The following is a 20,313-nucleotide window of genomic DNA, read 5'->3' as shown; positions in this document are numbered from 1 at the left end:
CGCAGCGGCTACTGATCGCAGATTTCCTGCAGTGCGATCCATTCCCGGTCGCTCAGAACCGGGCGGGGCTCGGCGGTGCGGAAGGGGTCGGCCTCGATCAGGCCGAGAACTGCTTCGCCGGTTGGATCCAACGAGCGGGCATAGGGTTCGCTCGAAATTCCGGCACGGGTGAAATAGGCCAGCAGTGGCTCATCTTCGGGGCGCGGAACGGGGTCGGCCAACAGCTTTTCACCATAGCCCGCCAGGGATTTTGCCGACAGATTGCCAGCAGTCAGCAGATGAAAGGTTGCGCGGGGCCCGGCATAGCGCAGGGCCGCCAGCATCGGGTCGTTCTGCACCGCCATCGCCTGGGCCGCAAGAATATGACCGGCCGCGACCTCGGGGGTAACCTGATCTTCGATCAGATCTTCGCCGATGACGATGATCTCTCCGGGCAGACGGATCGCGCCCTTCAGGGTCGTCGGCAGTACGACGATCTGCGCATCCGGCCCGATCAGCCGCATGGCCAGTTTTTGGCGCACCATATCGCCCGCCGGGCGCGAACAGGCGCTGCCGGTGGTCTTGGCGATCTCGGCCAGCACCATACGTCCGATCTCGGCCCGCTGCGCAGGCGGGGCGATGTCCGCGGCGTGGCGCACCAGCGCCGGCGGCACCCAAAAGGCCGCGAGCAGCGCCATGATCGCAGCCGCCCCCAGCATCAGCCCGCCACGCAGACGGCCGGGGTGGGGCTTGTTTGCCTCGATCACATGATGGACCTTGGAGATAGCCGAGATCATCAGCTCGTCGTCGATCTCAAGCTCTTCATAGGGTTCGGCCCCGCCCGGCCCATAACACGCGGGCAGCTTGCCGGGGTTAAGCCGGGTGACGGCAGGCAGCGACCAATGCGCAAGCGGCATTTCAGAGCGCGGATCGGACAGGATCAGCGTGGCGTCGCCGAAAGACACGATCACATCCCGCGCCTGCGAGCGGGGCGTCTCACGCCAGAGTCCTGCGGCTTCCAGCCGCTGATATTGGTTCAGCGCCGTCATTTCCGCGCCATCGGCTCCTGCTGTCCTGTCCCGACCATAAGCCAAGCCGGGTGCCGGTCAACTCTGCCCGCCATCACGATATTTCGCGCTGCCGGGGCGCTGGAAGACGGCCGGCGCGGCAGGGATAACCGCAATATTGCGCCCCTGTTCGCACGACCCGGCATCCGCTCGCAAGAGCCCTTGCCGCGCGAAGCCCACCTCAGCGGCAAGGGATTGCTTGGCAAGGGAAAAATGGTCCCATATCGGCCCTGCTGCAGCAGGGTGCGGGCGAACAGGGGCGGCAATCCCGGATCAGACCGTTTCGGGCACCGTCATGCCACGTTCGCGTGCCAGTTCGCGGATGCGCTTTTGCAGCTTTTCAAAGGCTCGGACCTCGATCTGGCGGATACGCTCGCGCGAGACATCGTAGCGAGTGGACAGATCCTCAAGCGTCATCGGATCGTCGCGCAGGCGCCGCTCGATAAGAATGTCTTTTTCGCGGTCGTTCAGCACGTCCATAGCCGCGACAAGGATCTCGCGACGCGCCGAAAGCTCATCCGCCTCGGCGAAGGCTTCGGCCTGATCTGCATCCTCATCTTCAAGCCAGTCCTGCCACTGAGCAGTAGAATCGCCGTCACCCGACCCGACCGTAGCGTTCAGCGACGCATCGCTGCCCGACATGCGGCGGTTCATGTCGATGACGTCCTGCTCGGTCACGTTCAGATCATGCGCGATCTGGGCGACGTTTTCGGGGCGCAGATCGCCCTCTTCCAACGCGCCAAGCCGGGATTTGGCTTTGCGCAGGTTGAAAAACAGCTTCTTTTGCGCCGAGGTGGTGCCCATCTTGACCAGCGACCACGAGCGCAGGATGTATTCCTGAATCGAGGCGCGGATCCACCACATCGCATAGGTTGCCAGACGGAAACCCTTTTCAGGGTCGAACCGCTTGACCGCCTGCATCAGCCCGACGTTCGCCTCGGATATGACCTCGGCCTGCGGCAGGCCATACCCGCGATAGCCCATGGCGATCTTGGCGGCGAGGCGCAGGTGGCTGGTCACCAGCTTTTGCGCCGCCTCGGCGTCCTGATGATCGACCCATGCCTTGGCGAGCATGTATTCTTCGTCCGGATGCAGAAGCGGAAACTTGCGGATCTCCTGCAAGTAGCGGTTCAGGCCCTGTTCAGGGCTGGGTGCCGGAAGGTTCTGATAGTTCGCCATCTGAGAATTCCCTGTCCCGCCCACCGGCGGGTAATTGTGAACGCTATCAGCGCGGGCCGGGTTCCATTATCCGGACGCTTCGCGCAGTTTTGCCAGCAATCCGGCCATGTCGGGCGGCAGCGGGCTGGTAAAGGTCAGCGTCTCGCCGCTGACCGGATGTTCAAAGCCCAGCTCGGCGGCGTGCAGCGCCTGGCGGGAAAAGGCGGCGACCGCCGCTGCGGCATCTGTTCCCAGAGCCCGGGCCGAGGCCCGCCTGTTCCCACCATAGACCGGGTCGCCGACAAGGCCCAATCCCGCATGGGCCATATGCACGCGGATTTGATGGGTCCGGCCCGTTTCCAGCCAGCATTCGACCAGCATGGCTGTGGGGGGCGTGCCGAATGTTTCAAGCACCTTTGCGCGGGTCACAGCATGACGGCCGCTGTGAAAGCTGACGGCCTGACGCTGCCGGTCGGTCGGGTGGCGGCCGATCATGGTCGCAATCCGCAGCACGCCGCCCGCTTCAAAGCTGACGCCAGGCAGGCCACGGAGTCGCGGATCGGCCGGGTCGATCATGCCATGGGCGATGGCGATATAACGTCGCCGTGCGGTGTGATCGGCAAATTGCCGGGCAAGCCCCTGATGCGCGCGGTCGGTTTTTGCCACGACCAGAAGGCCCGAGGTCTCTTTGTCGATGCGGTGCACGATGCCTGGACGGGCGGTCCCTCCGATACCCGACAGGCTGCCTGCGCAATGGGCAAGCAGCGCATTGACCAGCGTGCCCGAAGGCGCACCGGGCGCGGGGTGGACCACCATGCCGGCGGGTTTGTCGACGACGATCAGGTCCTCATCCTCATGGGCGACGGACAGGGGGATCGCCTCGGGCTGGGCGTCCAGCGGCTCGGGCTCGTTGATGCGGATAAGATAATCCCCGGTTTCCGCCCGCGCCTTGCCATCCGCCACCGGGCCAGATGGTCCGGTGACTGCGCCATCGGCGATCAGCTTTGCCAGGCGCGAGCGCGACAGAGCCGCCTGCTCTGGTGCGGCCAGCGCAAGCGCCTTATCAAGGCGTTCGGACAGCCCTTCGGGAATGGTGATGAGGATTTCTGCCATGACACGGGATGATAGGCCGGATGCGGGGCCAGAGGAAGCGTTGCCGATGCTGCGCTGGCTGCGCCTTCTGGTGACTGCGCTGGCGGTGGTGATGGGGGTGGGCGTGCTGGTGATCGCCGCGCTGCTGTGGCTGCGTCTGTCGCAACCGCTGCTGCCTGAACTGCCCGAACAGATTACCCTGCCTGCAGGCGCGCAACCCGCCGCTGTCACCTTTGCCCGCGATTGGCTGGTGGTGGTGACCCAAGCGGGCGAGGTGCTGCTTTATGACAAGCAGGGCAGGCTGCGCGAACAGGTTCAGCCCTGATCGCTGCCCGTGTTCAGCGGGCCGGCCGGATTGACCGAGGTCACACCCTTGCCCTCCAGCGCGTCAAGGCGGGCACGCAGTTCGGCATTCTCGGTCCGGGCCTTGATCGCCATTTCGCGCACCGCTTCGAATTCTTCGCGGGTGACGAAATCGCGATCGGCCAGCCAGCGATCAATCCAGCCGTTAAAGGCAGTCTGGGCCTCGTCCTTGGCGCCCTGGGCCACGCCCATGGCGTTGGTCATCAATTTCGAGAGATCGTCGAGAAAGCGGTTGTTTGCAGTCATGGCGGGCCTTTCGGTTCAGCGAGACCTTCTATATGGCCCCGCTTGCCGGCCTGTTCAATTGCCCGCGCCCCTTCCTGCGCCGGCGAGTTCCAGATGGCCGGTTGACACCGCGGTCCCCCCGCGTAGCCTGCGCCCGCGCCAGATGAGGAGCCCATGATCCCCTTTCCCCGCATTTCGCCCGAGATCTTTACCGTCGACATTTTCGGGTGGGAGCTCTCGTTGCGCTGGTATGCGCTGGCCTATCTGGTCGGGCTGCTGATCGGCTGGCGCATTATCGTTGCACTGATGCGCCGCCCGCGTCTTTGGGGCGGTGGCGCGCCCATGCGCCCCGAACAGGTCGAAGAGTTGCTGACATGGGTGATCGTCGGCGTGGTCCTGGGCGGGCGGCTGGGCTTTGTGCTGTTCTACCAGCCGGCCTATTACCTGGCCAATCCTTCGCAGATTCCGGTGATCTGGCAGGGCGGTATGTCCTTTCACGGCGGTTTTCTGGGTGTGGTTATCGCGGCGTGGTGGTTCTGCCGCCGCCACGGCATAGCGCCGATGCGGCTTGCGGATGCGTTGTCGGTTGCGACGCCCATTGGGCTGGGCCTTGGGCGGGTGGCGAACTTCATCAACGCCGAGCTTTGGGGGCGTCCGACCGACGCGCCCTGGGGGGTGATTTTCCCCGGGGTCGAGGCGCAGACCTGCCCCGGCATCACCGGCCCCTGTGCCCGTCACCCCAGCCAGCTGTATGAGGCGGGTCTTGAGGGCGTGCTTTTGGCTATCGCGCTGTTTTTGCTTGTCCGTGCCGGTGGGCTGCGCCGGCCGGGGCAGGCGCTGGGACTGTTTCTGGCCGGCTATGGCCTGTCGCGTTTCGTGGTCGAGTTCTTTCGTCAGGCTGATGCCCATTTCATCACCCCGGACAATCCGTTGGGCCATGTGCTGGGCGGGCCGGTCTGGGGCGTGACCATGGGCCAGCTTCTGTCGTTGCCGATGGTGCTGATCGGCCTTGCTTTCCTGATCCGGGCGCGCATGAGACCGCCTGTGGCCCAGACCGTCGCATGACGGCGTTGGCCCGCCTGATCGCTGGGCGCATCCGGCTGTCGGGGCCAATGCGGCTGGACGAATATATGCAGCTTTGCCTGCTGCATCCTGAACATGGCTATTACGCCACCCGCGATCCCTTTGGCAGCGCGGGCGATTTCATCACCGCACCCGAGATCAGCCAGATGTTTGGCGAGATGATCGGCCTTGCGCTGGCGCAAACCTGGCTTGATCAGGGCAGTCCTGCGCCATTTACGCTGGCCGAGATCGGGCCGGGCCGGGGTACGCTGATGGCCGATATCCTGCGCGCCATCCGCATCGTACCCGGCATGGCCGAGGCGGCGCGGGTCACGCTGGTTGAGGCATCTCCCCATCTGCGGCGGGTCCAGCGCGAACGTCTGGGGGAGGCCACGCACCTTGATCAGGTCGCGCAACTGCCCGAGGGGCCGCTGTTTCTGATCGCCAACGAGTTTTTCGACGCCCTGCCGATCCGCCAGTTTCAGCGTCGCGCACAGGATTGGGCTGAACGCATGGTTGCCTTGACGCCCGAGGGCGATCTGCATTTCGCCCTTGCCCCGGCGGATGAGGCTATTGCTGCAACGCTGCCTCTGGTTCCCGAGGGCACGGTGATCGAGCGTTGCCCCGAGGCCGCGCCGATTGCTGCGCAGATCGCCGGACGTATCGCCGGGCATGGTGGCTGCGCGATTTTTATCGACTACGGCAACTGGCGGGGGCAGGGCGACACCCTGCAGGCTTTGCGCCGCCATCAGCCCGAGGACCCGCTGGCCAGTCCCGGCGATGCCGATCTGACCGCGCATGTCGATTTCGCACCCCTTGCTGCCGCTGCGCATGGTGCGGGGGCACGGGTCTCTCGCATGGGGGCACAGGGTGCGTGGCTGCGGCATCTGGGGATCGAGGCGCGCGCGCAGCGTCTGGCCCAGGCCGGGGACGCAGGCGCGATGGCCGCGCTTCATCGCTTGACCGCGCCCGGCGAAATGGGTCACCTGTTCAAGGTGCTGGCCATCTGGGCTCGCCATGCGCCCGTGCCTCCTGGATTCGAGCCCCTGGACAAAGATGCACACGACGCTTGAAATACTGACCCATCCGCTGCTGACTTCGGCGCGGCACGGCTTTTTTACCCGGCGCGGCGGCGCCTCTTCGGGGGTGTTTTCGGGGCTGAACTGTGGTTACGGCTCGGGCGATCAGGCCGAGATCGTGACCATCAACCGCGGCCGGGTTGCCGAGGCGATGGGTGTCCCTGCGGGCAGGCTGGCGACCGTGCATCAGGTCCATTCCCCCGATGTCGTGGTGCTGCGTGACGGCGACGATCCGGCAGAGATCGCCAAGATCCGAGCCGACGGTATCGTGACCAACCAGCCCGGCGTGGCGCTGGCGGTGCTGACCGCCGATTGCCAGCCGATCCTGCTGGCGGATCCCGAGGCCGGGGTGATCGGCGCGGTGCACGCCGGCTGGCGCGGGGCGCTGTCAGGGGTGATCGAATCGACAGTGGGGGCAATGAACGACCTTGGCGCGCGCCATATCCGCGCGGTGGTCGGTCCATCGATCAGTCAGCGCGCCTATGAGGTGGGTGAGGATTTCATGGATGAATTCCTTGCCGAAGATCCGGGATACCACCGCTTTTTCGCTGGGGGGGCAAACGGGCGGCCGATGTTTGATCTGCCGTCCTTTGGTCTGATGCGACTGCGCGAGGCCGGGGTTGAGGCTGAATGGACGGGCCATTGCACCTATTCCGATCCCGAGCGGTTCTATTCCTACCGCCGCAGCACCCATCGGAATGAGGCCGATTACGGCCGGCTGATCTCGGCCATCGCACTGTAACGCGGGTATTTTCTGGTCATATCGGTTGTCTCATCTGCTGCCATATGCCAGTATCCCGGACATTGATTTTGACAGGAGATGGTGTTTTGCGGGACTTCTTTATTGTGTGGATGGAACGGATCATCAGTGTGGTCATGGTTCTTGGGGCTGTCGCGGTCCTGCTCGGCGGGCTGGGCGTGATGACCGCGCCTCAGGGGGGCCTTCTTCCAGGCCTGATGGTCTGGATCGCCGGCACTATCTACCTGATTCTGATCGGTGGCATGGTCTACCTGGGCCTGGGCATCTACAACAATACCAAGCGCACGGCCGAGGCGATCGAACGCCTTTCGCAGCGGTCCTGAGCGTCGTTTGACAATCCTGTTACCCGGTTTATGGCCGGGTGACAGCACGCTCTTACCCCAGTGCTGCCGCTGCGCGTTCCTCGACCACGCTGAAGGGAACGCCGGGCTCATCCTTGGCACAGCGGATCACCAGTGAGGTCTTGACCGAAGCGACGTTTGGCGCGGCAGTCAGCTGCTCGGTCAAAAAGCGCTGGAAGCTGGTCAGATCGGGCGAGACGCATTTCAGGATAAAGTCGATCTCGCCGTTCAGCATGTGGCATTCGCGCACAAGCGGCCATTCGCAGGCCAGCGCCTCAAATGCGGACAGGTCGCGCTCGGACTGGCTGACCAGACGGACCATGGCAAAGACCTGCACCTCAAAGCCCAGTTCACGGGCATCAATATCGGCGTGATAACCGCGGATATAGCCCATCTCTTCCAGCGCGCGGACGCGGCGCAGGCAGGGCGGCGCGGAAATGCCCACGCGCCGGGCCAGCTCGACGTTGGTCATCCGGCCATCGGCTTGCAGTTCTGCCAGAATTTTGCGGTCGATTTCGTCAAGTCTGGCGGCGGTCATCTGGTCCCCTGATTTGCCTTGCGGGCAAAAAACATGCCGGAAACTATCTTGCAAGGCCGGGTTGCGCAACATTCTTTCCAACATTGTGGAAAAGGGCCTTATGGATTGCATGGAGGCTCGGCGGTGATTAGCTAATGCAGCGCCAAGCAAGAGGTCCGTTCCATGTCCCAAGTCCCTGCCGAGATTGCTGCCGACACCAGCCTGCCTGCCCATACCCGTGTGCTGATCGTGGGTTCGGGGCCGGCGGGTTATACCGCTGCCGTCTATGCCGCGCGGGCGATGCTGAAGCCGGTGCTGATTCAGGGGATGCAGCCGGGCGGTCAGCTGACCATTACGACCGAGGTCGAGAACTGGCCGGGCGAGACCGAGATTCAGGGCCCCGACCTGATGGTCAGGATGGAGGCCCATGCCCGGGCCATGGGCGCGCGCATTTTTGTCGATACCGTGACCCGGCTTGACCTTCAGCAGCGGCCTTTTGTCGCCGAGCTCGATTCGGGTGCGCGCATCACGGCGGATGCGGTGATCCTTGCCACCGGCGCGCAGGCGCGTTGGCTGGGGCTGCCGAGCGAAGAGAAATTCAAGGGCTTTGGCGTTTCGGCCTGCGCCACCTGCGACGGCTTCTTCTATCGGGGCCGCGAGGTCGTGGTGGTCGGCGGCGGCAATACTGCTGTCGAAGAGGCGCTGTTTTTGACCAATTTTGCCAGCAAGGTGACGCTGATCCATCGCCGGGACAGCCTGCGCGCCGAAAAAATCCTGCAAGAGCGGCTGTTCCGCAATCCCAAGGTCTCGGTTCTGTGGGATCATGAACTGGTCGAGGTCGCCGGAACCGACGGTCCTCTGGGCGTGACCGGCGTTCGCGTGCGCCACGTCCGGGAAGGGGCCGAACAGGTGGTACCGGCGGACGGGGTTTTCATCGCTATCGGCCATGCCCCGGCCTCAGAGCTGGTCAAGGACCAGTTGGAGCTGCACAACGGCGGCTATGTAAAGGTCGAACCGGGTTCGACCCGGACCTCGATCCCCGGCGTTTTTGCAGCAGGTGACCTGACCGACCATGTCTATCGTCAGGCCGTGACCAGTGCGGGCATGGGCTGCATGGCCGCACTTGATGCAGAGCGGTGGCTGGCCGAACATGACATGGCTGGCGAGCCCGTCCCCGAGGCGGCAGAGATCCCGGCCTGATCGTCCCCCATCCTTCGCTTCGGAGCCTGACCATGACCCTGCCGCATCATCAACCGATCCGCGAGCTTTTGGTCAGCGCCGAGGCAGGGCGCAAACTGCTGGATGAGACAGCACGCCTTGCGATCTGGGATCTGACCGTGGACCAGCTTGCCGATCTGCGACTGTTGGTAAACGGCGGCTATGCGCCGCTGCGGGGGTTTCTGCCCCAGGCGGACCATCAGGCGGTGCTGGAGCAGATGCGGCTGGCCTCGGGCGCGCTGTGGCCCGTGCCGGTGCCTCTGGATATCAGCGCGGAGTTCGCCGCTGAGATTGATGCGGGCGAAGATATTGCCTTGCGTGCGCCGGATGGCACGATCCTTGCCATCATGTCCATCACCGACAAGTGGGCCCCTGACTGGCGGGCCGAGGCTGAAGAGCTGTTTGGAGGCTGTGACCCCTCTCATCCCGGGGTGGTGCGGATGGCGGCGCTTGCCGGGCGGGTCTGTCTGGGCGGGCCGGTCAAGGGGTTGCCGGTGCCGGATGCTGTCGCGGGCGGGCCGAATGCGATGCGCTCTGACTGGCGCGAGCAGGGGCGGGCGCGGGTGCTTGCCTGTGACCCTGGCGATGAGGCATTGGCCCGGCCGGTTGCGCAGGCGCTGGACGCTACGCTGCTGACGCTGCCTGCCCCACGCCACCATGGTCCGCGCGAGGCGCTGCGCCTTGCAATTCTTGCGCGCAATTATGGGGCGACGGATCTGCTGCTGCCTGCGGATGAGGCCGCGCAAGATCTGCTGCGCGCCCATCAGGACGAGATTGGCGTGACGCTTGCACGGCGCGACTCCGCCGACGTGCTTTCCGGCTGAAAACTAGCAACGTTGACCGGACAGGTGCCTTCGCCTATCGCGGAAACCAGCGCAAAGCAGCAAAGGAAAGCGGATGACCGAACCGGTCCTGATCCTGACCATGAAATGGGGCACCGTTTACGGGGCCGAGGATGTGAACAGGCTTTACCGCCAGGTCGCCCGCCACCTGTCCCGGCCCCATCGCTTTATCTGCTTTACCGATGATGCCAGGGGTATCGACCCCGGCGTCGAGGCGTTGCCGCTGCCCGAACTTGGCCTGCCGCCCGGTCATGGCGATACGCGCTGGCGCAAGCTTGCGCTGTTCCGGCGCGATCTGGGCGGGTTCACCGGGAAGACGGCGCTGTTTCTGGATCTCGATCTGGTGGTCGTGGACGATCTGTCGCCGTTCTTTGACCTGCCGGGCAAGTTCCTGATCATCCGTGACGACGATCTGTTCCGCGCCAAGCCGCTGCGCAAGATCAACCCTGCGCGCGATCGGTTCCTGCATTCGGTCGGCAACTCGTCGGTCTTTCGTTACGAGGTCGGGGCGCATTCCTATATCCTTGACGCCTATCTGGCCGATCCGGGCGCCGCGACTGCGGGCTATGAGATCAGCCAGCAGTTCCAAAGCGCCCAGCTTGCCGCCCATGGCCATCTGCAATACTGGCCCAAAGGCTGGTGCGTCAGTTTTAAAAATGATTGCGTCCCGCGCGGTCTGCGCAGCTATCTTCGCGACCCGAGCCTGCCAGCCGGCGCCAGGATCGTTCTTTTTGCAGGTGCCCCAAAGATGGAAGATGTCTTCGCCGGGCGCGGACATAAATGGTATCGCCGTATCGGCAATATCGACTGGCTGCGGGCGGCCTGGCAGGGATGATCGGGGATGTGCTGCGGCGTCTGAAACAGGCGCGCCGGATTGCCCGCGCCGAGGCCGAGATATTGGCCCGGCAGCTATCGCCCGCGCCGCATGGCTTGCGCGCGCCGCTGATCGTCAGCCTGACCAGCTATCCCGCGCGCTTTGCCAGCCTGCATCTGGTGCTGCGCTCAGTTTTACAGCAGACGGTGCGGGCTGACCGGGTGATCCTGTGGCTGGATGAGGGGGATCAGGACAGGCTGCCCGCTGAGGTCCGCGCGCTGGGTGTCGAAACACGCATTTGCCCGAACTGGCGCAGCTATAAAAAGATCGTTCCGGTGCTGCTGGAAACGCCTGACGCTTATGTCGTGACGGCGGATGACGATGTGTATTACGGTCCTGACTGGCTTGAGGCGCTGGTGCGCCGTGCTGAAAGCCGCGTGGTTTGCCACCGCGCCCACCGGGTTGTGCTGGCCGCAGGCGATCCGCTGCCTTACGGCGACTGGCAACGCAATATCTCGGTGCCCGAGACCGGGCCGCTTGTCTTTCCGACCGGGGTGGGGGGCGTCCTTTATGCGCCGGGCGTGTTTCACCCGGATGTCACCGACGCGGCGTTGTTTCAGGAACTGGCCCCCTCGGCCGATGATGTCTGGCTGTACTGGATGCATCGGCTGGCAGGCAGCAGACCGGAAAAGATCGGCGGGCGTTTTCGCATCACGGAATGGCCCGGCACGCAGCAGCAGAACCTGCGGCAGGGCAATCTGACGGGGGACGGCAATGATCGTGCCGTCCGCGCCCTTGTCGAGCATTACGGCTTTCCTGGCTGAATGTTCCTGCCCGGATCGGGCCATGCGGCTTGAATGGCGCGGGTCTGGCTGGCTGTGGGCTGGCTTTCGCCCGGCGCCGCCGCCCGAAGCAATGCGACGGCGCCGGTTCTGATGGCCCGGGGTCAGTGCACGCTGACCGGGGTCAGTTCATTCTGGCGGGCCAGAAGAAAGGCGAGGCTGCGATCCTTGACCAGTGCCAGCCGTTCTCCGTCCGCGCCATGTACGGCGTAAAGCGCATCCGCGCCGGGCACCTGACGGCGAACCTCATCCGGCAGCGTGTCCATGGCGACACGGCGGATATAGACGATGTTGCCCGCGTTCTCTGAGCCGAAATCAAATTTCTCGTTCATTTGCGATCCCCTTTCATTTGCGGCTGATCGGTATCGTCTGCACGATGCTGTCCGGGACAGAGCGGCGCAGGTCGATGTTCAGAAGCCCGTTTTCCAACCCCGCCGAGACCACCTCGACCCCATCGGCCAGCACAAAGCTGCGCTGGAAGGCGCGGGCGGCAATGCCCCGGTGCAGGAACACGCGGCCCTCTTCGGTCTCTGCCTGACGGCCGCGAATCACCAGCTGGCGGTCCTCCAGCGTGATCGACAGATCGTCATCGGAAAAGCCCGCCACGGCCAGCGTGATACGGAAGCCGTTCGGCCCCTGATGTTCAATATTGTAGGGCGGATAGCCCTCGGCGCCCTTGGCTGCCCTTTCCGCCAGACGCTCCAGCTGGTCAAACCCCAGCAGGAACGGATGAGCGGCCAGACTGATCTTGGTCATCCCCAAGCCCTTTGCATCAAAGCGACTGTCGGCCGGACCCCGGAAGTGGCGATCCGACAAGATCAATATGTGAACGCGCGCGACGCTGCGCAAGATGCAGGTGGCGTGTTGGCGCTGGAACGGCAAGGCCCATTAACACTGCGTTCGCACTGGGTTATAACCGCATCAGTCCAGCCCGAGGCACGACATGAACGCCCAATACGAGATGTCCCCCGAAGAGATCACCCGCGCCAGGCTGGAAGTGCTGCGGCGCGAACATCGGGATCTGGACGAGGCGATCGCGGCGCTGGCCAGCCAGAGCCTGACCCATTCGCTGACCCTGCAGCGGCTGAAAAAGCAAAAGCTCGCGCTCAAGGACCGCATTGCCCGGCTTGAGGACGAACTGACCCCTGACATTATCGCCTGATTGCATGATGCAGCCCGTCGCGTTAGGGCGGGGCGCAAAAGGGGATCGAGCCATGGATAAAGCCGCCGCAAAACCGGTCGGGATCATCATGGGCAGCCAGTCCGACTGGCCGACCATGCGCGAGGCCGCCACGATTCTGGACGAACTGGGCATCAGTTACGAGACGCGCATCGTCAGCGCCCATCGCACGCCGGACCGGCTGTGGGACTATGGTAAGACCGCCGTTGCGCGCGGGCTTAAGGTCATCATCGCCGGGGCGGGCGGTGCTGCGCATTTGCCGGGCATGATGGCCAGCAAGACGCGGGTGCCGGTGATCGGCGTGCCGGTCCAGACCCGGGCGCTGTCGGGTGTCGATTCGCTTTATTCGATCCTGCAGATGCCCAAGGGCTATCCGGTCGCCACTATGGCTATCGGCGCGGCGGGCGCAGCTAATGCCGGGCTGATGGCGGCGGGGATTCTGGCGATCTCTGACCCCGATCTGGCGGCGCGGCTCGACGCATGGCGGCAGGCCCTGTCCGATTCCATCCCCGAGGAGCCCAAGGATGAGTGAACTGAAACCCGGCGCCACCATCGGTATTCTTGGCGGCGGGCAGTTGGGCCGCATGCTGTCGGTCGCGGCAAGTCGTCTTGGTTACCGCTGCCATGTCTATGAGCCGGGCGCCGCTCCGGCCGGGGATGTCGCCCATCAGCTGACGACCGCCCCTTACGAGGATCACGAGGCCCTGCGCGCCTTTGCCGAATCGGTCGACGTGATCACCTATGAGTTTGAGAATGTGCCGACAGCGGCGCTGGATCTGCTTGAGGCCTTGCGCCCGATCCGGCCCAATCGCCGCGCGCTTGCCATCTCGCAGGACCGGCTTGGCGAAAAAGACTTTCTGACCGGCATCGGCCTGCGCACCGCGCCCTATCGCAATGTCGAGACCGAGGCCGATCTGCCCGAGGCGCTTGCCGCCCTTGGCGCGCCCTCGATCCTCAAGACCCGGCGGCTGGGTTATGACGGCAAGGGGCAGATCCGCTTTTCGGATGCCGGACAGCGGGACTGGACCGGCGCGCCCTCGGTGCTTGAAGGTTTTGTCGATTTTTCGGCCGAGATCAGCGTTATCGTGGCGCGGGGCGCGGATGGCCAGGTGTCGGCCTATGATCCGGGGCTGAACGTGCATCGTGAAGGCATCCTGCGCACGACCACCGTGCCTTGCGGTTTACCAGCCGGTCTTTTGACCGACGCGGTGCTGATCGCCGGTCGTATCGTCAATGCGCTGGACTATATCGGCGTCATGGGGGTCGAGCTGTTCGTCACCAGGACCGGACTGATCGTGAATGAGATTGCGCCGCGCGTCCATAACTCGGGCCACTGGACCCAGGCTGGTTGCGCCGTCGATCAGTTCGAACAGCACATCCGCGCTGTTGCTGGCCTGCCTTTGGGCGATGGTCAGCGTTATGCGGATGTCGAGATGGAGAACCTGATCGGCGACGATGTCCTGCGTATCCCCGAACTGTTGAAACAGCCGCGCACGCAGGTCCATCTTTACGGCAAGGGCGAGGCTCGCCCCGGCCGCAAGATGGGTCATGTCAACCGGCTGATTTAAGGGCTTCGGCCAGGCGGTCGAATTCCTGCCGGTTACCGGGTACGCCCAAACGCAGCCAGTGCGGATGCCAGGGAAAGATGCGGCTCCAGATCCCGGCGCGGGCCAGAAGGTCGCGTGCCGTTTCTGCATCGGGCGTTTCATATAGCCGGAAAAGATGCGTGCCGCCGGCCAGAGACCAGTGCGGCGTGACGATCCGGTCAAGATACAGCGCGGCCTCGGCCAGCCAGACTACCGTATCATCGGCCCATGCCACATCTGCGAGTGCCTGGGTGCCGATCTCGATCGCCGGACCGCTGACTGACCATGGACCGGCCCGCTCGGCCAGCCTGGCAAGCAGATCGGGCGTGGCCAGCGCAAAGCCAAGGCGCAGACCGGCCAGCCCCCAGAACTTGCCAAAACTGCGCAGCACGGTGACGTTTTCGGGCCGCTGTCCCGCCACCGACAGATCAGGGCGCGGATCGGCAAAGCTTTCATCGACGACCAGATGACCAACCGTTGCGGCGATGTCGGCGATCCGGGCGGGGGTGAACTCGCGGCCATCGGGGTTGTTTGGGTTCACGATCACCGCCAGATCGGCCCCGGTCAGGGCGGCGGGGTCATTGGGCTGGGTGACCTCCCAGCCTGCGGCGCGCAGGCTTGCGGCATGTTCGTTATAGGTCGGGGACAGCACTGCGGCCCGCCGCCCAGTCAGCACATGCGGCAATAGCTGGATCGCGGCCGAGGCCCCGGCCAGTGGCAGGACCTGATCCGGGTCGCAGCCGAATCGCTGCGCTGCGACCCGGGTCAGCCGGGCGTTATCGGCGCGTGTCGGCAGTGCTGTCAGGGCATGCGGGGACAGCGGCGCGGGCTGCCATGGGCGGCGGTTGATTCCTGTGGACAGGTCGATCAGATCCGCCCGTCCGGAATGGTATGCCGCCTTGTCGATATCGCCGCCGTGATCGCGCATTGGGCAAATCCTCCTGTCAGCGTCCTTGAAGCCGGGCAAAGGCGGCTGGTCAAGCGCGGGCAGGGCAACTGTCGTCAACCAGTAACGGAATTTTCGCTTTACAGCCTCATGGAACCATCACACGATATGTTGTAGGCACACTGCGGCGATTATGCCGGGTGTAGTCTGGGCCACCAAGGGTTGGGGTTTGACCTTGCCCCGATCTCAGACAGGCAGGGGGACAGGATATGGCACAGCTGGACTTCATCCATAGCGATGACATCCATCCCATCGACATCGTGGAAACCGTTGCGGCGCATCATGAGTGGGATTTTGACCGTCTGGCCGAGGATCAGATCGCCATGGCGGTCGAGGGGCAATGGCGTACCTACTCGATCACACTGGCATGGTCGCCGCGCGAAGAGGTGCTGCGGCTGATCTGCACCTTTGACATGGACCCTCCGGCGGGCAAGCTGCCGGCCCTTTACGAGGTGCTGAACCTCGCCAATGATCAGGTCTGGGATGGCGGCTTTACCTTTTGGGCGCAGCAAAAACTGATGGTCTGGCGTTATGGTCTGGTCCTGTCAGGAGAGGCGATTGCCGCCCCCTCGCAGATCGATCAGATGATCGGCAATGCCATTCTGGCCTGCGAGCGATTCTATCCCTGCTTCCAGCTTGCCTGCTGGGGCGACGCCTCGCCCGAAGCTGCAATGGGCATCGCCATTTCCGAGGCTTACGGCCACGCCTGATCCCCATGGGATCTGATCGGTCGGGCTGCCTGCCTCTGGCCCGACCTTCCTTGCCCGGCAAAGATCGCGGCCTTTCGCTTCCGCCTTTCCGTGGGTAAATCTGTGTGCAAGGGTGCGAGGGCATCGGCGTCGGAGATCCCGGCGCGCTGATGCAAGGACATGTAAGAGGGCAGGCATAGGCAATGACGGAACTATCGGCGTTGAACGGGCGCGGTCTGGTGCTGGTCGGCTGCGGCCGGATGGGCAGCGCGCTGCTGCAAGGCTGGCTGAAACAGGGGCTTGCAGCCTCGGCGGTGCATGTGATTGACCCCAACCCCCGGCCCGAACTGTCGGCGTTGGGCATTTCCGTCAACGGCGCGCTGCCGGCTGATCCTGCTGTTCTGGTGATCGCCGTCAAGCCGCAGATGATGGCCGACGTCCTGCCCCGGCTGGCAGTCGGGGAATCGACGCTGGTGGTCTCGGTCGCGGCGGGGGTGACACTTGCGGCTTATGAGCGCGCCTTTCCTGCTGCGCCGATCGTGCGCGCCATGCCGAACACTCCGGCCGCCATCGGTCAGGGCGTCAGCGCCATCATCGGCAATGCCAAGGCCGGTGCGGCCGAGCTTGAGCTGGCAGAGGCACTGATGAGTGCCGTTGGCCGCGTCGTGCGCCTGGAATCCGAGGGGCAGATGGATGCGGTCACTGCGCTGTCGGGTTCTGGTCCTGCCTATGTCTTTCATATGATCGAGGCGATGGCCGCGGCGGGCGAGGCAGAGGGGCTGCCCCCGGCGCTGGCGCTGGAGCTGGCGCGGGCAACCGTGGCCGGCGCAGGCGCACTGGCCGTTCATGAGGACGAGGACCCGGCGCGGCTGCGCGAGGCCGTGACCTCGCCCGGCGGGACCACGGCGGCGGGGCTGAAAGAGCTTATGGACCCTGAAACCGGTCTGCCACCCCTGATGCGCCGCACCATCGCGGCGGCTGCCGAACGCGGGCGGGAGCTGGGCAAATGACCGGAACCGCACAGATCGGCTGGGATGATTTCGCTGCCGTTGATATCCGCGTCGGTCGCATCACCCGCGCCGAGCCGTTCCCCGAGGCGCGGCGTCCGGCGATCAAGCTATGGGTCGATTTCGGCCCCGAGATCGGAACCCGCAAAAGCTCGGCCCAGATTACCCGGCATTACACGCCCGAGGCGCTGATCGGGCGGCAGGTTCTGGCGGTCGTGAACTTCCCGCCGCGCCAGATCGGCCCCTTTATGTCCGAAGTTCTGGTTCTGGGGCTGCCCGATGATGCGGGCGAAGTCGTGCTGATCGGCCCGGATCAGGAAGTGCCGGTCGGGGGGAGGATGTATTGATGAGGCTTCTGGTGACGCGTCGCATGACGCAGGCGGCGGAACGCGCGCTTTCGGCCCGGTTCGAGACCAAGATCCTTGACCGCAAGGACGGGCTGAGCGTTCAGGAGGCTGCGCAGGCCCTTGCCGATTATGACGCGATCATGCCGACGCTGGGCGACCGCTTTACGGCCGAGGCTTTTCAGGGTCAGCCGCGCTGTCGGCTGCTGGCGAATTTCGGCGCGGGCTACAATCATATTGATGTTAAGGCAGCGGCCGACGCGGGTGTGGCGGTCACGAACACCCCCGATGCCGTAACCGAGGCGACCGCAGATATCGCCCTGACCCTGATCCTGATGACTGCGCGCCGCGCGGGCGAAGGTGAGCGGCTATTGCGCCGTGGTGAATGGGGCGGGTGGGAACCGACACAGCTGCTTGGCCGTCATGTCACCGGCTGTACCGTTGGCATCATCGGCATGGGCCGTATCGGCAAGGCCATCGCCCGGCGCTGCCATTTCGGTTTTGGCATGGAGGTGCTGTTCTACAACCGCTCGGTGGTCTCATCTCTGGACTTTCCGGCCCGGCAGGTCGACTCTCTGGATGAATTGCTGACTCAGGCAGATTTCGCCGTCGTTGCCGTGCCCGGCGGGGCAGAGACCCGCCACCTGATCGCCACGCCCGAGCTTGAGCGGCTTGGCCCGCGTTCATTCCTGATCAACATCGCCCGTGGTGACGTTGTCGAAGAGGCGGCGCTTATCGACGCGCTTAGCCGGGGCCGCATCGCCGGTGCGGGGCTGGACGTCTATGAGTTCGAGCCGAAGGTCGCCCCCGAACTGATCGGGATGGAGAACGTGACATTGCTGCCCCATCTTGGCACCGCTGCCGAAGAGGTGCGCACAGCAATGGCGATGCGCGCCATGAACAACCTTGTCGCCTTTGATGAGGGTAATGCGCTGCCCGACCGGGTGAACTGATGACGCCATCGGACCGGGCCATGGCACTGATCCGCGAGGGGATCGCCGCAGCAGAGCCGGGTGCGGCTGTGGCCCGCGCCATGGCCGAGGTTCTGGCCGATCCGCCGGGGCAGGGTGGGCGCTGGCAGGTGATCGCGGTTGGCAAGGCTGCCCGTGCCATGGCAGCGGCCGCTTTGCAGGCGCTGCCGGATGCCACGGCTCTGGTCGTGACCAATGCAGGCAATGACGCGCCGCTGGACGGGGCGGTGGTGCTGCGGGCCGGTCACCCCCAGCCTGATGCCGGGGGGGCGGCCGCGGCGGATGAGGTGATCCGCAGGCTGTCTGATGCCGGGCCACAGGACCGGGTGCTGGCGCTGATCTCGGGCGGTGGCTCGGCGATGTTGCCCGCGCCGGCCGAAGGGATGAGCCTTGCTGATAAACAGGCGGTGAACCGGCTGCTGCTTGCCTCGGGCGCGGATATCTCACAGGTCAACCTGATTCGGCAGGGGCTTTCGCGGCTTAAGGGCGGTGGCTGGCTGCGGCTGTCGCGTGCGCCGGTGACTGCGCTGATCCTTTCGGACGTGCCGGGGGATGATCTGCGGGTCATTGCCTCGGGGCCGACGGTCGCCCCGGTCGGCAGCCGTGGACAGGCGGTCACGCTGGCGCAGGACCTGGGCATTTGGGATCAGATGCCCAAAGCGGCGCAAGATGCGCTGCGGCGACCCGAGGACAGGTGCGCCCTGCCGCAGGCGCGTAACATCCTTGTCGGCTCAAACGCGCTGTCGGTCGCGGCTATGGTCGGGGCGGGGGCCGATCCCGCGCCCATCCCGCTGAAAGGCGATGTGCAGGACTGCGCCGAGGCGATCTGGGCGCTGGCGGTGGATCTGTGCCCCGGTCAGGCGCTGGCCTTTGGCGGCGAGACGACGGTGCGGCTGATCGGCGACGGCATGGGCGGGCGCAATCAGGAACTGGCCCTGCGCCTTGCTCTTCTGGCCGAGGCGCGGCCTGTGCCTTTTGACTGGGCCTTTGCCTCGGTCGGCAGCGACGGGCGCGACGGCCCGGGCGAGGCGGCCGGAGGTCTGGTCGTCCCCGGCACGCCGCGGGCGATCCGGGCGGGCGGCATCGATCCGGTTGCGGCCTTGGCGCGCAACGATTCGACCCCGGCCTTGGCGGCAGGCGATGCGTTGGTGACAACCGGCGCGACGGGCACCAATGTCGCGGATCTGGCGGTGCTGGTGCGCGCAGCGGGGGCTTGACCCGGCGCGCGGGCCCTGCTCAGGCTGACGCCACAGGCCAAGGCGGAACCGCATGCTTTACAGCTATATCAGTCACGGGACCGGCCTTTTGCCGCTGCCCGAGGGGCGCCCGCTCGCGGACGCGATCTGGATTGATCTTTACCGCCCGCTGGATGCACAGGTCCGGGCGGTTTCTGACCTGGGGTACGAGATCCCGACACTTGCCGATATGGAAGAGATCGAGATCTCGAACCGGCTGTATATCGAGGGCGGGCGGCTTTACATGACCGGGGTACTGCCGGGGCAGTTGCCTGATGCAACCCCCGTCGCGATGCCGGTCACCTTTATCGTGGACGATCAGCGTCTTGTCACCGTGCGTCACCACGCGCCGCGCCCCTTTGAGACCTTTCCGGCCCGGGCCGAGCGTTCCAGCAGCGGCTGTGCCAGCGCCGAGCGCGTCCTGTTGGGCCTGATAGAAGAGATCGTCGGCAGGCTGGCCGATATCTCGGAAGGGGTGACGAAAGTGCTCGACAAAACGACATCGCAGGTGCTGACGATGAACTCTGCCAAGGCGGCCGGGCGGTTGCAGGCCGCGCTGGTCACGCTTGGCCAACAGGCTGAACTGATGAGCCGGGTGCGCATGGGTCTTTTGTCGATGGACCGCATTCTGGTCTATCACGCCAGCAACACCGCCCATCGGCCCGACAGCACCCGCATGCGCCCCCTGCATAGTGCCATTCAGCGCGACATTCAGGCGCTTGAGGTTCATGCCGATTTCCTGGGTTCGCGCATCGGCATGGTGATGGACGCGGCCATGGGCATGATCGGGCTGATGCAAAACGACCGGGTACGCATCCTGTCGGTGGTGACGGCGCTGTTTCTGCCTCCGACGCTGATCGCCAGTGTGTATGGGATGAACTTTACCCATATGTCACAGCTTGAACTGGAATGGGGCTTTCCGATGGCGCTGGGGATGATGGTTGCCTCGGCTGTCATTACCTTTCTGGTGCTGAAATGGCGCAACTGGCTTTGAGG

General features: G+C 64.8%; 26 protein-coding genes. 18 read left to right on the top strand and 8 right to left on the bottom strand.

Annotated elements, in window-relative coordinates; all coding sequences use genetic code 11:
• Positions 1 to 8 precede the first annotated feature (8 nt).
• The 3 genes from M511_RS02385 to M511_RS02375 form a co-directional block, all read right to left on the bottom strand.
• Positions 9 to 1,028: a hypothetical protein gene (locus M511_RS02385; protein WP_085501263.1), complete on the bottom strand. Its 1,020-nt coding sequence runs from the start codon at positions 1,026 to 1,028 to the stop codon at positions 9 to 11.
• Positions 1,029 to 1,319: 291 nt separating this feature from the next.
• On the bottom strand, positions 1,320 to 2,225 hold the full coding sequence (gene rpoH / locus M511_RS02380; RefSeq protein WP_010392865.1) for an RNA polymerase sigma factor RpoH: 906 nt from the start codon (positions 2,223 to 2,225) through the stop codon (positions 1,320 to 1,322).
• A gap of 66 nt (positions 2,226 to 2,291) precedes the next feature.
• Positions 2,292 to 3,317, bottom strand: a complete 1,026-nt coding sequence (locus M511_RS02375) for an RluA family pseudouridine synthase (protein WP_085501262.1) — start codon at positions 3,315 to 3,317, stop codon at positions 2,292 to 2,294.
• On the opposite strand from M511_RS02375, the gene M511_RS02370 reads away from it, so the two are divergent.
• On the top strand, positions 3,316 to 3,621 hold the full coding sequence (locus M511_RS02370) for a DUF6476 family protein (protein ID WP_240547512.1): 306 nt from the start codon (positions 3,316 to 3,318) through the stop codon (positions 3,619 to 3,621). The genes M511_RS02375 and M511_RS02370 overlap by 2 nt on opposite strands.
• On the opposite strand, the gene M511_RS02365 is transcribed toward M511_RS02370, so the two are convergent.
• Positions 3,612 to 3,905: an accessory factor UbiK family protein gene (locus tag M511_RS02365; protein WP_010392859.1), complete on the bottom strand. Its 294-nt coding sequence runs from the start codon at positions 3,903 to 3,905 to the stop codon at positions 3,612 to 3,614. The genes M511_RS02370 and M511_RS02365 overlap by 10 nt on opposite strands.
• Positions 3,906 to 4,058: 153 nt before the next feature.
• Between M511_RS02365 and lgt the strand changes: the two genes are divergently transcribed.
• The 4 genes from lgt to M511_RS02345 all read left to right on the top strand — a co-directional run bounded on the left by lgt (position 4,059) and on the right by M511_RS02345 (position 7,108).
• Positions 4,059 to 4,949 carry a prolipoprotein diacylglyceryl transferase gene (lgt, locus tag M511_RS02360; RefSeq protein ID WP_010392857.1) on the top strand — a complete coding sequence of 297 codons (891 nt, stop codon included), beginning with the start codon at positions 4,059 to 4,061 and terminating at the stop codon, positions 4,947 to 4,949.
• Positions 4,946 to 6,019 (top strand): class I SAM-dependent methyltransferase, encoded by a 1,074-nt coding sequence (locus M511_RS02355; protein ID WP_085501260.1) that lies wholly within the window; start codon positions 4,946 to 4,948, stop codon positions 6,017 to 6,019. The genes lgt and M511_RS02355 overlap by 4 nt, the downstream gene beginning before the upstream one ends.
• Complete coding sequence (gene pgeF, locus M511_RS02350) at positions 6,003 to 6,767, top strand: peptidoglycan editing factor PgeF (RefSeq protein WP_010392850.1); 765 nt, start codon at positions 6,003 to 6,005, stop codon at positions 6,765 to 6,767. The genes M511_RS02355 and pgeF overlap by 17 nt, the downstream gene beginning before the upstream one ends.
• A gap of 110 nt (positions 6,768 to 6,877) precedes the next feature.
• Positions 6,878 to 7,108, top strand: a complete 231-nt coding sequence (locus M511_RS02345; protein ID WP_227493401.1) for a hypothetical protein — start codon at positions 6,878 to 6,880, stop codon at positions 7,106 to 7,108.
• A 52-nt stretch (positions 7,109 to 7,160) separates the two neighbouring features.
• Here the strand turns inward: M511_RS02345 and M511_RS02340 are convergent, their stop codons facing one another.
• Positions 7,161 to 7,664: an Lrp/AsnC family transcriptional regulator gene (locus M511_RS02340; RefSeq protein WP_029371393.1), complete on the bottom strand. Its 504-nt coding sequence runs from the start codon at positions 7,662 to 7,664 to the stop codon at positions 7,161 to 7,163.
• A 162-nt stretch (positions 7,665 to 7,826) separates the two neighbouring features.
• Between M511_RS02340 and trxB the strand changes: the two genes are divergently transcribed.
• From trxB to M511_RS02320, 4 genes are all read left to right on the top strand, one after another.
• Entirely contained in the window at positions 7,827 to 8,843 is a 1,017-nt protein-coding gene (trxB, locus tag M511_RS02335; protein WP_085501259.1) for a thioredoxin-disulfide reductase, read from the top strand.
• A 32-nt stretch (positions 8,844 to 8,875) separates the two neighbouring features.
• Positions 8,876 to 9,685, top strand: coding sequence for a bifunctional sulfate adenylyltransferase/adenylylsulfate kinase (locus tag M511_RS02330; protein WP_085501258.1), 810 nt, complete (start codon positions 8,876 to 8,878; stop codon positions 9,683 to 9,685).
• A gap of 73 nt (positions 9,686 to 9,758) precedes the next feature.
• A complete protein-coding gene (locus M511_RS02325) occupies positions 9,759 to 10,538 on the top strand; it encodes a hypothetical protein (RefSeq protein ID WP_010392840.1) in 780 nt (259 codons plus the stop codon).
• A complete protein-coding gene (locus M511_RS02320; protein WP_227493402.1) occupies positions 10,484 to 11,341 on the top strand; it encodes a glycosyltransferase family 2 protein in 858 nt (285 codons plus the stop codon). Before M511_RS02325 ends, M511_RS02320 begins: the two co-directional genes overlap by 55 nt.
• 122 nt (positions 11,342 to 11,463) lie before the next feature.
• Here the strand turns inward: M511_RS02320 and M511_RS02315 are convergent, their stop codons facing one another.
• Together M511_RS02315 and M511_RS02310 are read right to left on the bottom strand one after the other, a co-directional pair.
• Positions 11,464 to 11,691 carry a DUF1150 family protein gene (locus tag M511_RS02315; protein WP_010392836.1) on the bottom strand — a complete coding sequence of 76 codons (228 nt, stop codon included), beginning with the start codon at positions 11,689 to 11,691 and terminating at the stop codon, positions 11,464 to 11,466.
• Positions 11,692 to 11,704: 13 nt separating this feature from the next.
• Complete coding sequence (locus M511_RS02310; protein ID WP_010392833.1) at positions 11,705 to 12,115, bottom strand: Hsp20 family protein; 411 nt, start codon at positions 12,113 to 12,115, stop codon at positions 11,705 to 11,707.
• A gap of 187 nt (positions 12,116 to 12,302) precedes the next feature.
• Between M511_RS02310 and M511_RS02305 the strand changes: the two genes are divergently transcribed.
• Genes M511_RS02305 through M511_RS02295 form a run of 3 tightly spaced genes read left to right on the top strand, consistent with a single transcriptional unit; the run spans position 12,303 to position 14,107 of the window.
• Positions 12,303 to 12,521, top strand: coding sequence for a YdcH family protein (locus M511_RS02305; protein WP_010392831.1), 219 nt, complete (start codon positions 12,303 to 12,305; stop codon positions 12,519 to 12,521).
• Positions 12,522 to 12,573: 52 nt separating this feature from the next.
• Positions 12,574 to 13,071 carry a 5-(carboxyamino)imidazole ribonucleotide mutase gene (gene purE / locus M511_RS02300; protein WP_010392829.1) on the top strand — a complete coding sequence of 166 codons (498 nt, stop codon included), beginning with the start codon at positions 12,574 to 12,576 and terminating at the stop codon, positions 13,069 to 13,071.
• The gene (locus tag M511_RS02295) at positions 13,064 to 14,107 is read left to right on the top strand and encodes a 5-(carboxyamino)imidazole ribonucleotide synthase (RefSeq protein ID WP_010392827.1); all 1,044 of its coding nucleotides are present in this window, start codon (positions 13,064 to 13,066) and stop codon (positions 14,105 to 14,107) included. Before purE ends, M511_RS02295 begins: the two co-directional genes overlap by 8 nt.
• Here the strand turns inward: M511_RS02295 and cobD are convergent.
• Positions 14,091 to 15,053, bottom strand: a complete 963-nt coding sequence (cobD, locus tag M511_RS02290) for a threonine-phosphate decarboxylase CobD (protein WP_085501257.1) — start codon at positions 15,051 to 15,053, stop codon at positions 14,091 to 14,093. The genes M511_RS02295 and cobD overlap by 17 nt on opposite strands.
• Positions 15,054 to 15,280: 227 nt before the next feature.
• Between cobD and M511_RS02285 the strand changes: the two genes are divergently transcribed.
• From M511_RS02285 to M511_RS02260, 6 genes are all read left to right on the top strand, one after another.
• Positions 15,281 to 15,781 carry a type III secretion system chaperone family protein gene (locus M511_RS02285; protein ID WP_010392823.1) on the top strand — a complete coding sequence of 167 codons (501 nt, stop codon included), beginning with the start codon at positions 15,281 to 15,283 and terminating at the stop codon, positions 15,779 to 15,781.
• A 182-nt stretch (positions 15,782 to 15,963) separates the two neighbouring features.
• Positions 15,964 to 16,770, top strand: a complete 807-nt coding sequence (gene proC, locus M511_RS02280; protein ID WP_010392821.1) for a pyrroline-5-carboxylate reductase — start codon at positions 15,964 to 15,966, stop codon at positions 16,768 to 16,770.
• The gene (locus tag M511_RS02275; protein ID WP_085501256.1) at positions 16,767 to 17,114 is read left to right on the top strand and encodes a tRNA-binding protein; all 348 of its coding nucleotides are present in this window, start codon (positions 16,767 to 16,769) and stop codon (positions 17,112 to 17,114) included. The genes proC and M511_RS02275 overlap by 4 nt, the downstream gene beginning before the upstream one ends.
• On the top strand, positions 17,114 to 18,064 hold the full coding sequence (locus M511_RS02270; RefSeq protein WP_085501255.1) for a 2-hydroxyacid dehydrogenase: 951 nt from the start codon (positions 17,114 to 17,116) through the stop codon (positions 18,062 to 18,064). The genes M511_RS02275 and M511_RS02270 overlap by 1 nt, the downstream gene beginning before the upstream one ends.
• Positions 18,064 to 19,299, top strand: coding sequence for a glycerate kinase type-2 family protein (locus tag M511_RS02265; RefSeq protein ID WP_085501254.1), 1,236 nt, complete (start codon positions 18,064 to 18,066; stop codon positions 19,297 to 19,299). The genes M511_RS02270 and M511_RS02265 overlap by 1 nt, the downstream gene beginning before the upstream one ends.
• 52 nt (positions 19,300 to 19,351) lie before the next feature.
• Complete coding sequence (locus tag M511_RS02260; protein WP_010392814.1) at positions 19,352 to 20,311, top strand: magnesium transporter CorA family protein; 960 nt, start codon at positions 19,352 to 19,354, stop codon at positions 20,309 to 20,311.
• Positions 20,312 to 20,313: the final 2 nt, after the last annotated feature.

Source organism: Paracoccus sp. J56 (genome assembly GCF_019633685.1).
Taxonomy (GTDB): domain Bacteria; phylum Pseudomonadota; class Alphaproteobacteria; order Rhodobacterales; family Rhodobacteraceae; genus Paracoccus; species Paracoccus kondratievae.
The sequence above is the reverse complement of the archived record's forward strand: the minus strand, read 5'-3'. Positions and strand labels throughout refer to the sequence as shown.

Bases quoted from the DNA above. Each gene is read 5' to 3' on its own strand.
- M511_RS02325 (WP_010392840.1), top strand. From the start codon at position 9,759: ATGACCGAACCGGTCCTGATCCTGACCATGAAATGGGGCACCGTTTAC.
- lgt (WP_010392857.1), top strand. From the start codon at position 4,059: ATGATCCCCTTTCCCCGCATTTCGCCCGAGATCTTTACCGTCGACATT.
- M511_RS02385 (WP_085501263.1), bottom strand. From the start codon at position 1,028: ATGACGGCGCTGAACCAATATCAGCGGCTGGAAGCCGCAGGACTCTGG.
- pgeF (WP_010392850.1), top strand. From the start codon at position 6,003: ATGCACACGACGCTTGAAATACTGACCCATCCGCTGCTGACTTCGGCG.
- trxB (WP_085501259.1), top strand. From the start codon at position 7,827: ATGTCCCAAGTCCCTGCCGAGATTGCTGCCGACACCAGCCTGCCTGCC.
- M511_RS02370 (WP_240547512.1), top strand. From the start codon at position 3,316: ATGACACGGGATGATAGGCCGGATGCGGGGCCAGAGGAAGCGTTGCCG.
- M511_RS02285 (WP_010392823.1), top strand. From the start codon at position 15,281: ATGGCACAGCTGGACTTCATCCATAGCGATGACATCCATCCCATCGAC.
- proC (WP_010392821.1), top strand. From the start codon at position 15,964: ATGACGGAACTATCGGCGTTGAACGGGCGCGGTCTGGTGCTGGTCGGC.
- M511_RS02260 (WP_010392814.1), top strand. From the start codon at position 19,352: ATGCTTTACAGCTATATCAGTCACGGGACCGGCCTTTTGCCGCTGCCC.
- M511_RS02270 (WP_085501255.1), top strand. From the start codon at position 17,114: ATGAGGCTTCTGGTGACGCGTCGCATGACGCAGGCGGCGGAACGCGCG.
- M511_RS02265 (WP_085501254.1), top strand. From the start codon at position 18,064: ATGACGCCATCGGACCGGGCCATGGCACTGATCCGCGAGGGGATCGCC.
- M511_RS02275 (WP_085501256.1), top strand. From the start codon at position 16,767: ATGACCGGAACCGCACAGATCGGCTGGGATGATTTCGCTGCCGTTGAT.
- M511_RS02345 (WP_227493401.1), top strand. From the start codon at position 6,878: ATGGAACGGATCATCAGTGTGGTCATGGTTCTTGGGGCTGTCGCGGTC.
- cobD (WP_085501257.1), bottom strand. From the start codon at position 15,053: ATGCGCGATCACGGCGGCGATATCGACAAGGCGGCATACCATTCCGGA.
- purE (WP_010392829.1), top strand. From the start codon at position 12,574: ATGGATAAAGCCGCCGCAAAACCGGTCGGGATCATCATGGGCAGCCAG.
- M511_RS02355 (WP_085501260.1), top strand. From the start codon at position 4,946: ATGACGGCGTTGGCCCGCCTGATCGCTGGGCGCATCCGGCTGTCGGGG.
- M511_RS02310 (WP_010392833.1), bottom strand. From the start codon at position 12,115: ATGACCAAGATCAGTCTGGCCGCTCATCCGTTCCTGCTGGGGTTTGAC.
- rpoH (WP_010392865.1), bottom strand. From the start codon at position 2,225: ATGGCGAACTATCAGAACCTTCCGGCACCCAGCCCTGAACAGGGCCTG.
- M511_RS02320 (WP_227493402.1), top strand. From the start codon at position 10,484: ATGGTATCGCCGTATCGGCAATATCGACTGGCTGCGGGCGGCCTGGCA.
- M511_RS02305 (WP_010392831.1), top strand. From the start codon at position 12,303: ATGAACGCCCAATACGAGATGTCCCCCGAAGAGATCACCCGCGCCAGG.
- M511_RS02365 (WP_010392859.1), bottom strand. From the start codon at position 3,905: ATGACTGCAAACAACCGCTTTCTCGACGATCTCTCGAAATTGATGACC.
- M511_RS02295 (WP_010392827.1), top strand. From the start codon at position 13,064: ATGAGTGAACTGAAACCCGGCGCCACCATCGGTATTCTTGGCGGCGGG.
- M511_RS02330 (WP_085501258.1), top strand. From the start codon at position 8,876: ATGACCCTGCCGCATCATCAACCGATCCGCGAGCTTTTGGTCAGCGCC.
- M511_RS02375 (WP_085501262.1), bottom strand. From the start codon at position 3,317: ATGGCAGAAATCCTCATCACCATTCCCGAAGGGCTGTCCGAACGCCTT.
- M511_RS02315 (WP_010392836.1), bottom strand. From the start codon at position 11,691: ATGAACGAGAAATTTGATTTCGGCTCAGAGAACGCGGGCAACATCGTC.
- M511_RS02340 (WP_029371393.1), bottom strand. From the start codon at position 7,664: ATGACCGCCGCCAGACTTGACGAAATCGACCGCAAAATTCTGGCAGAA.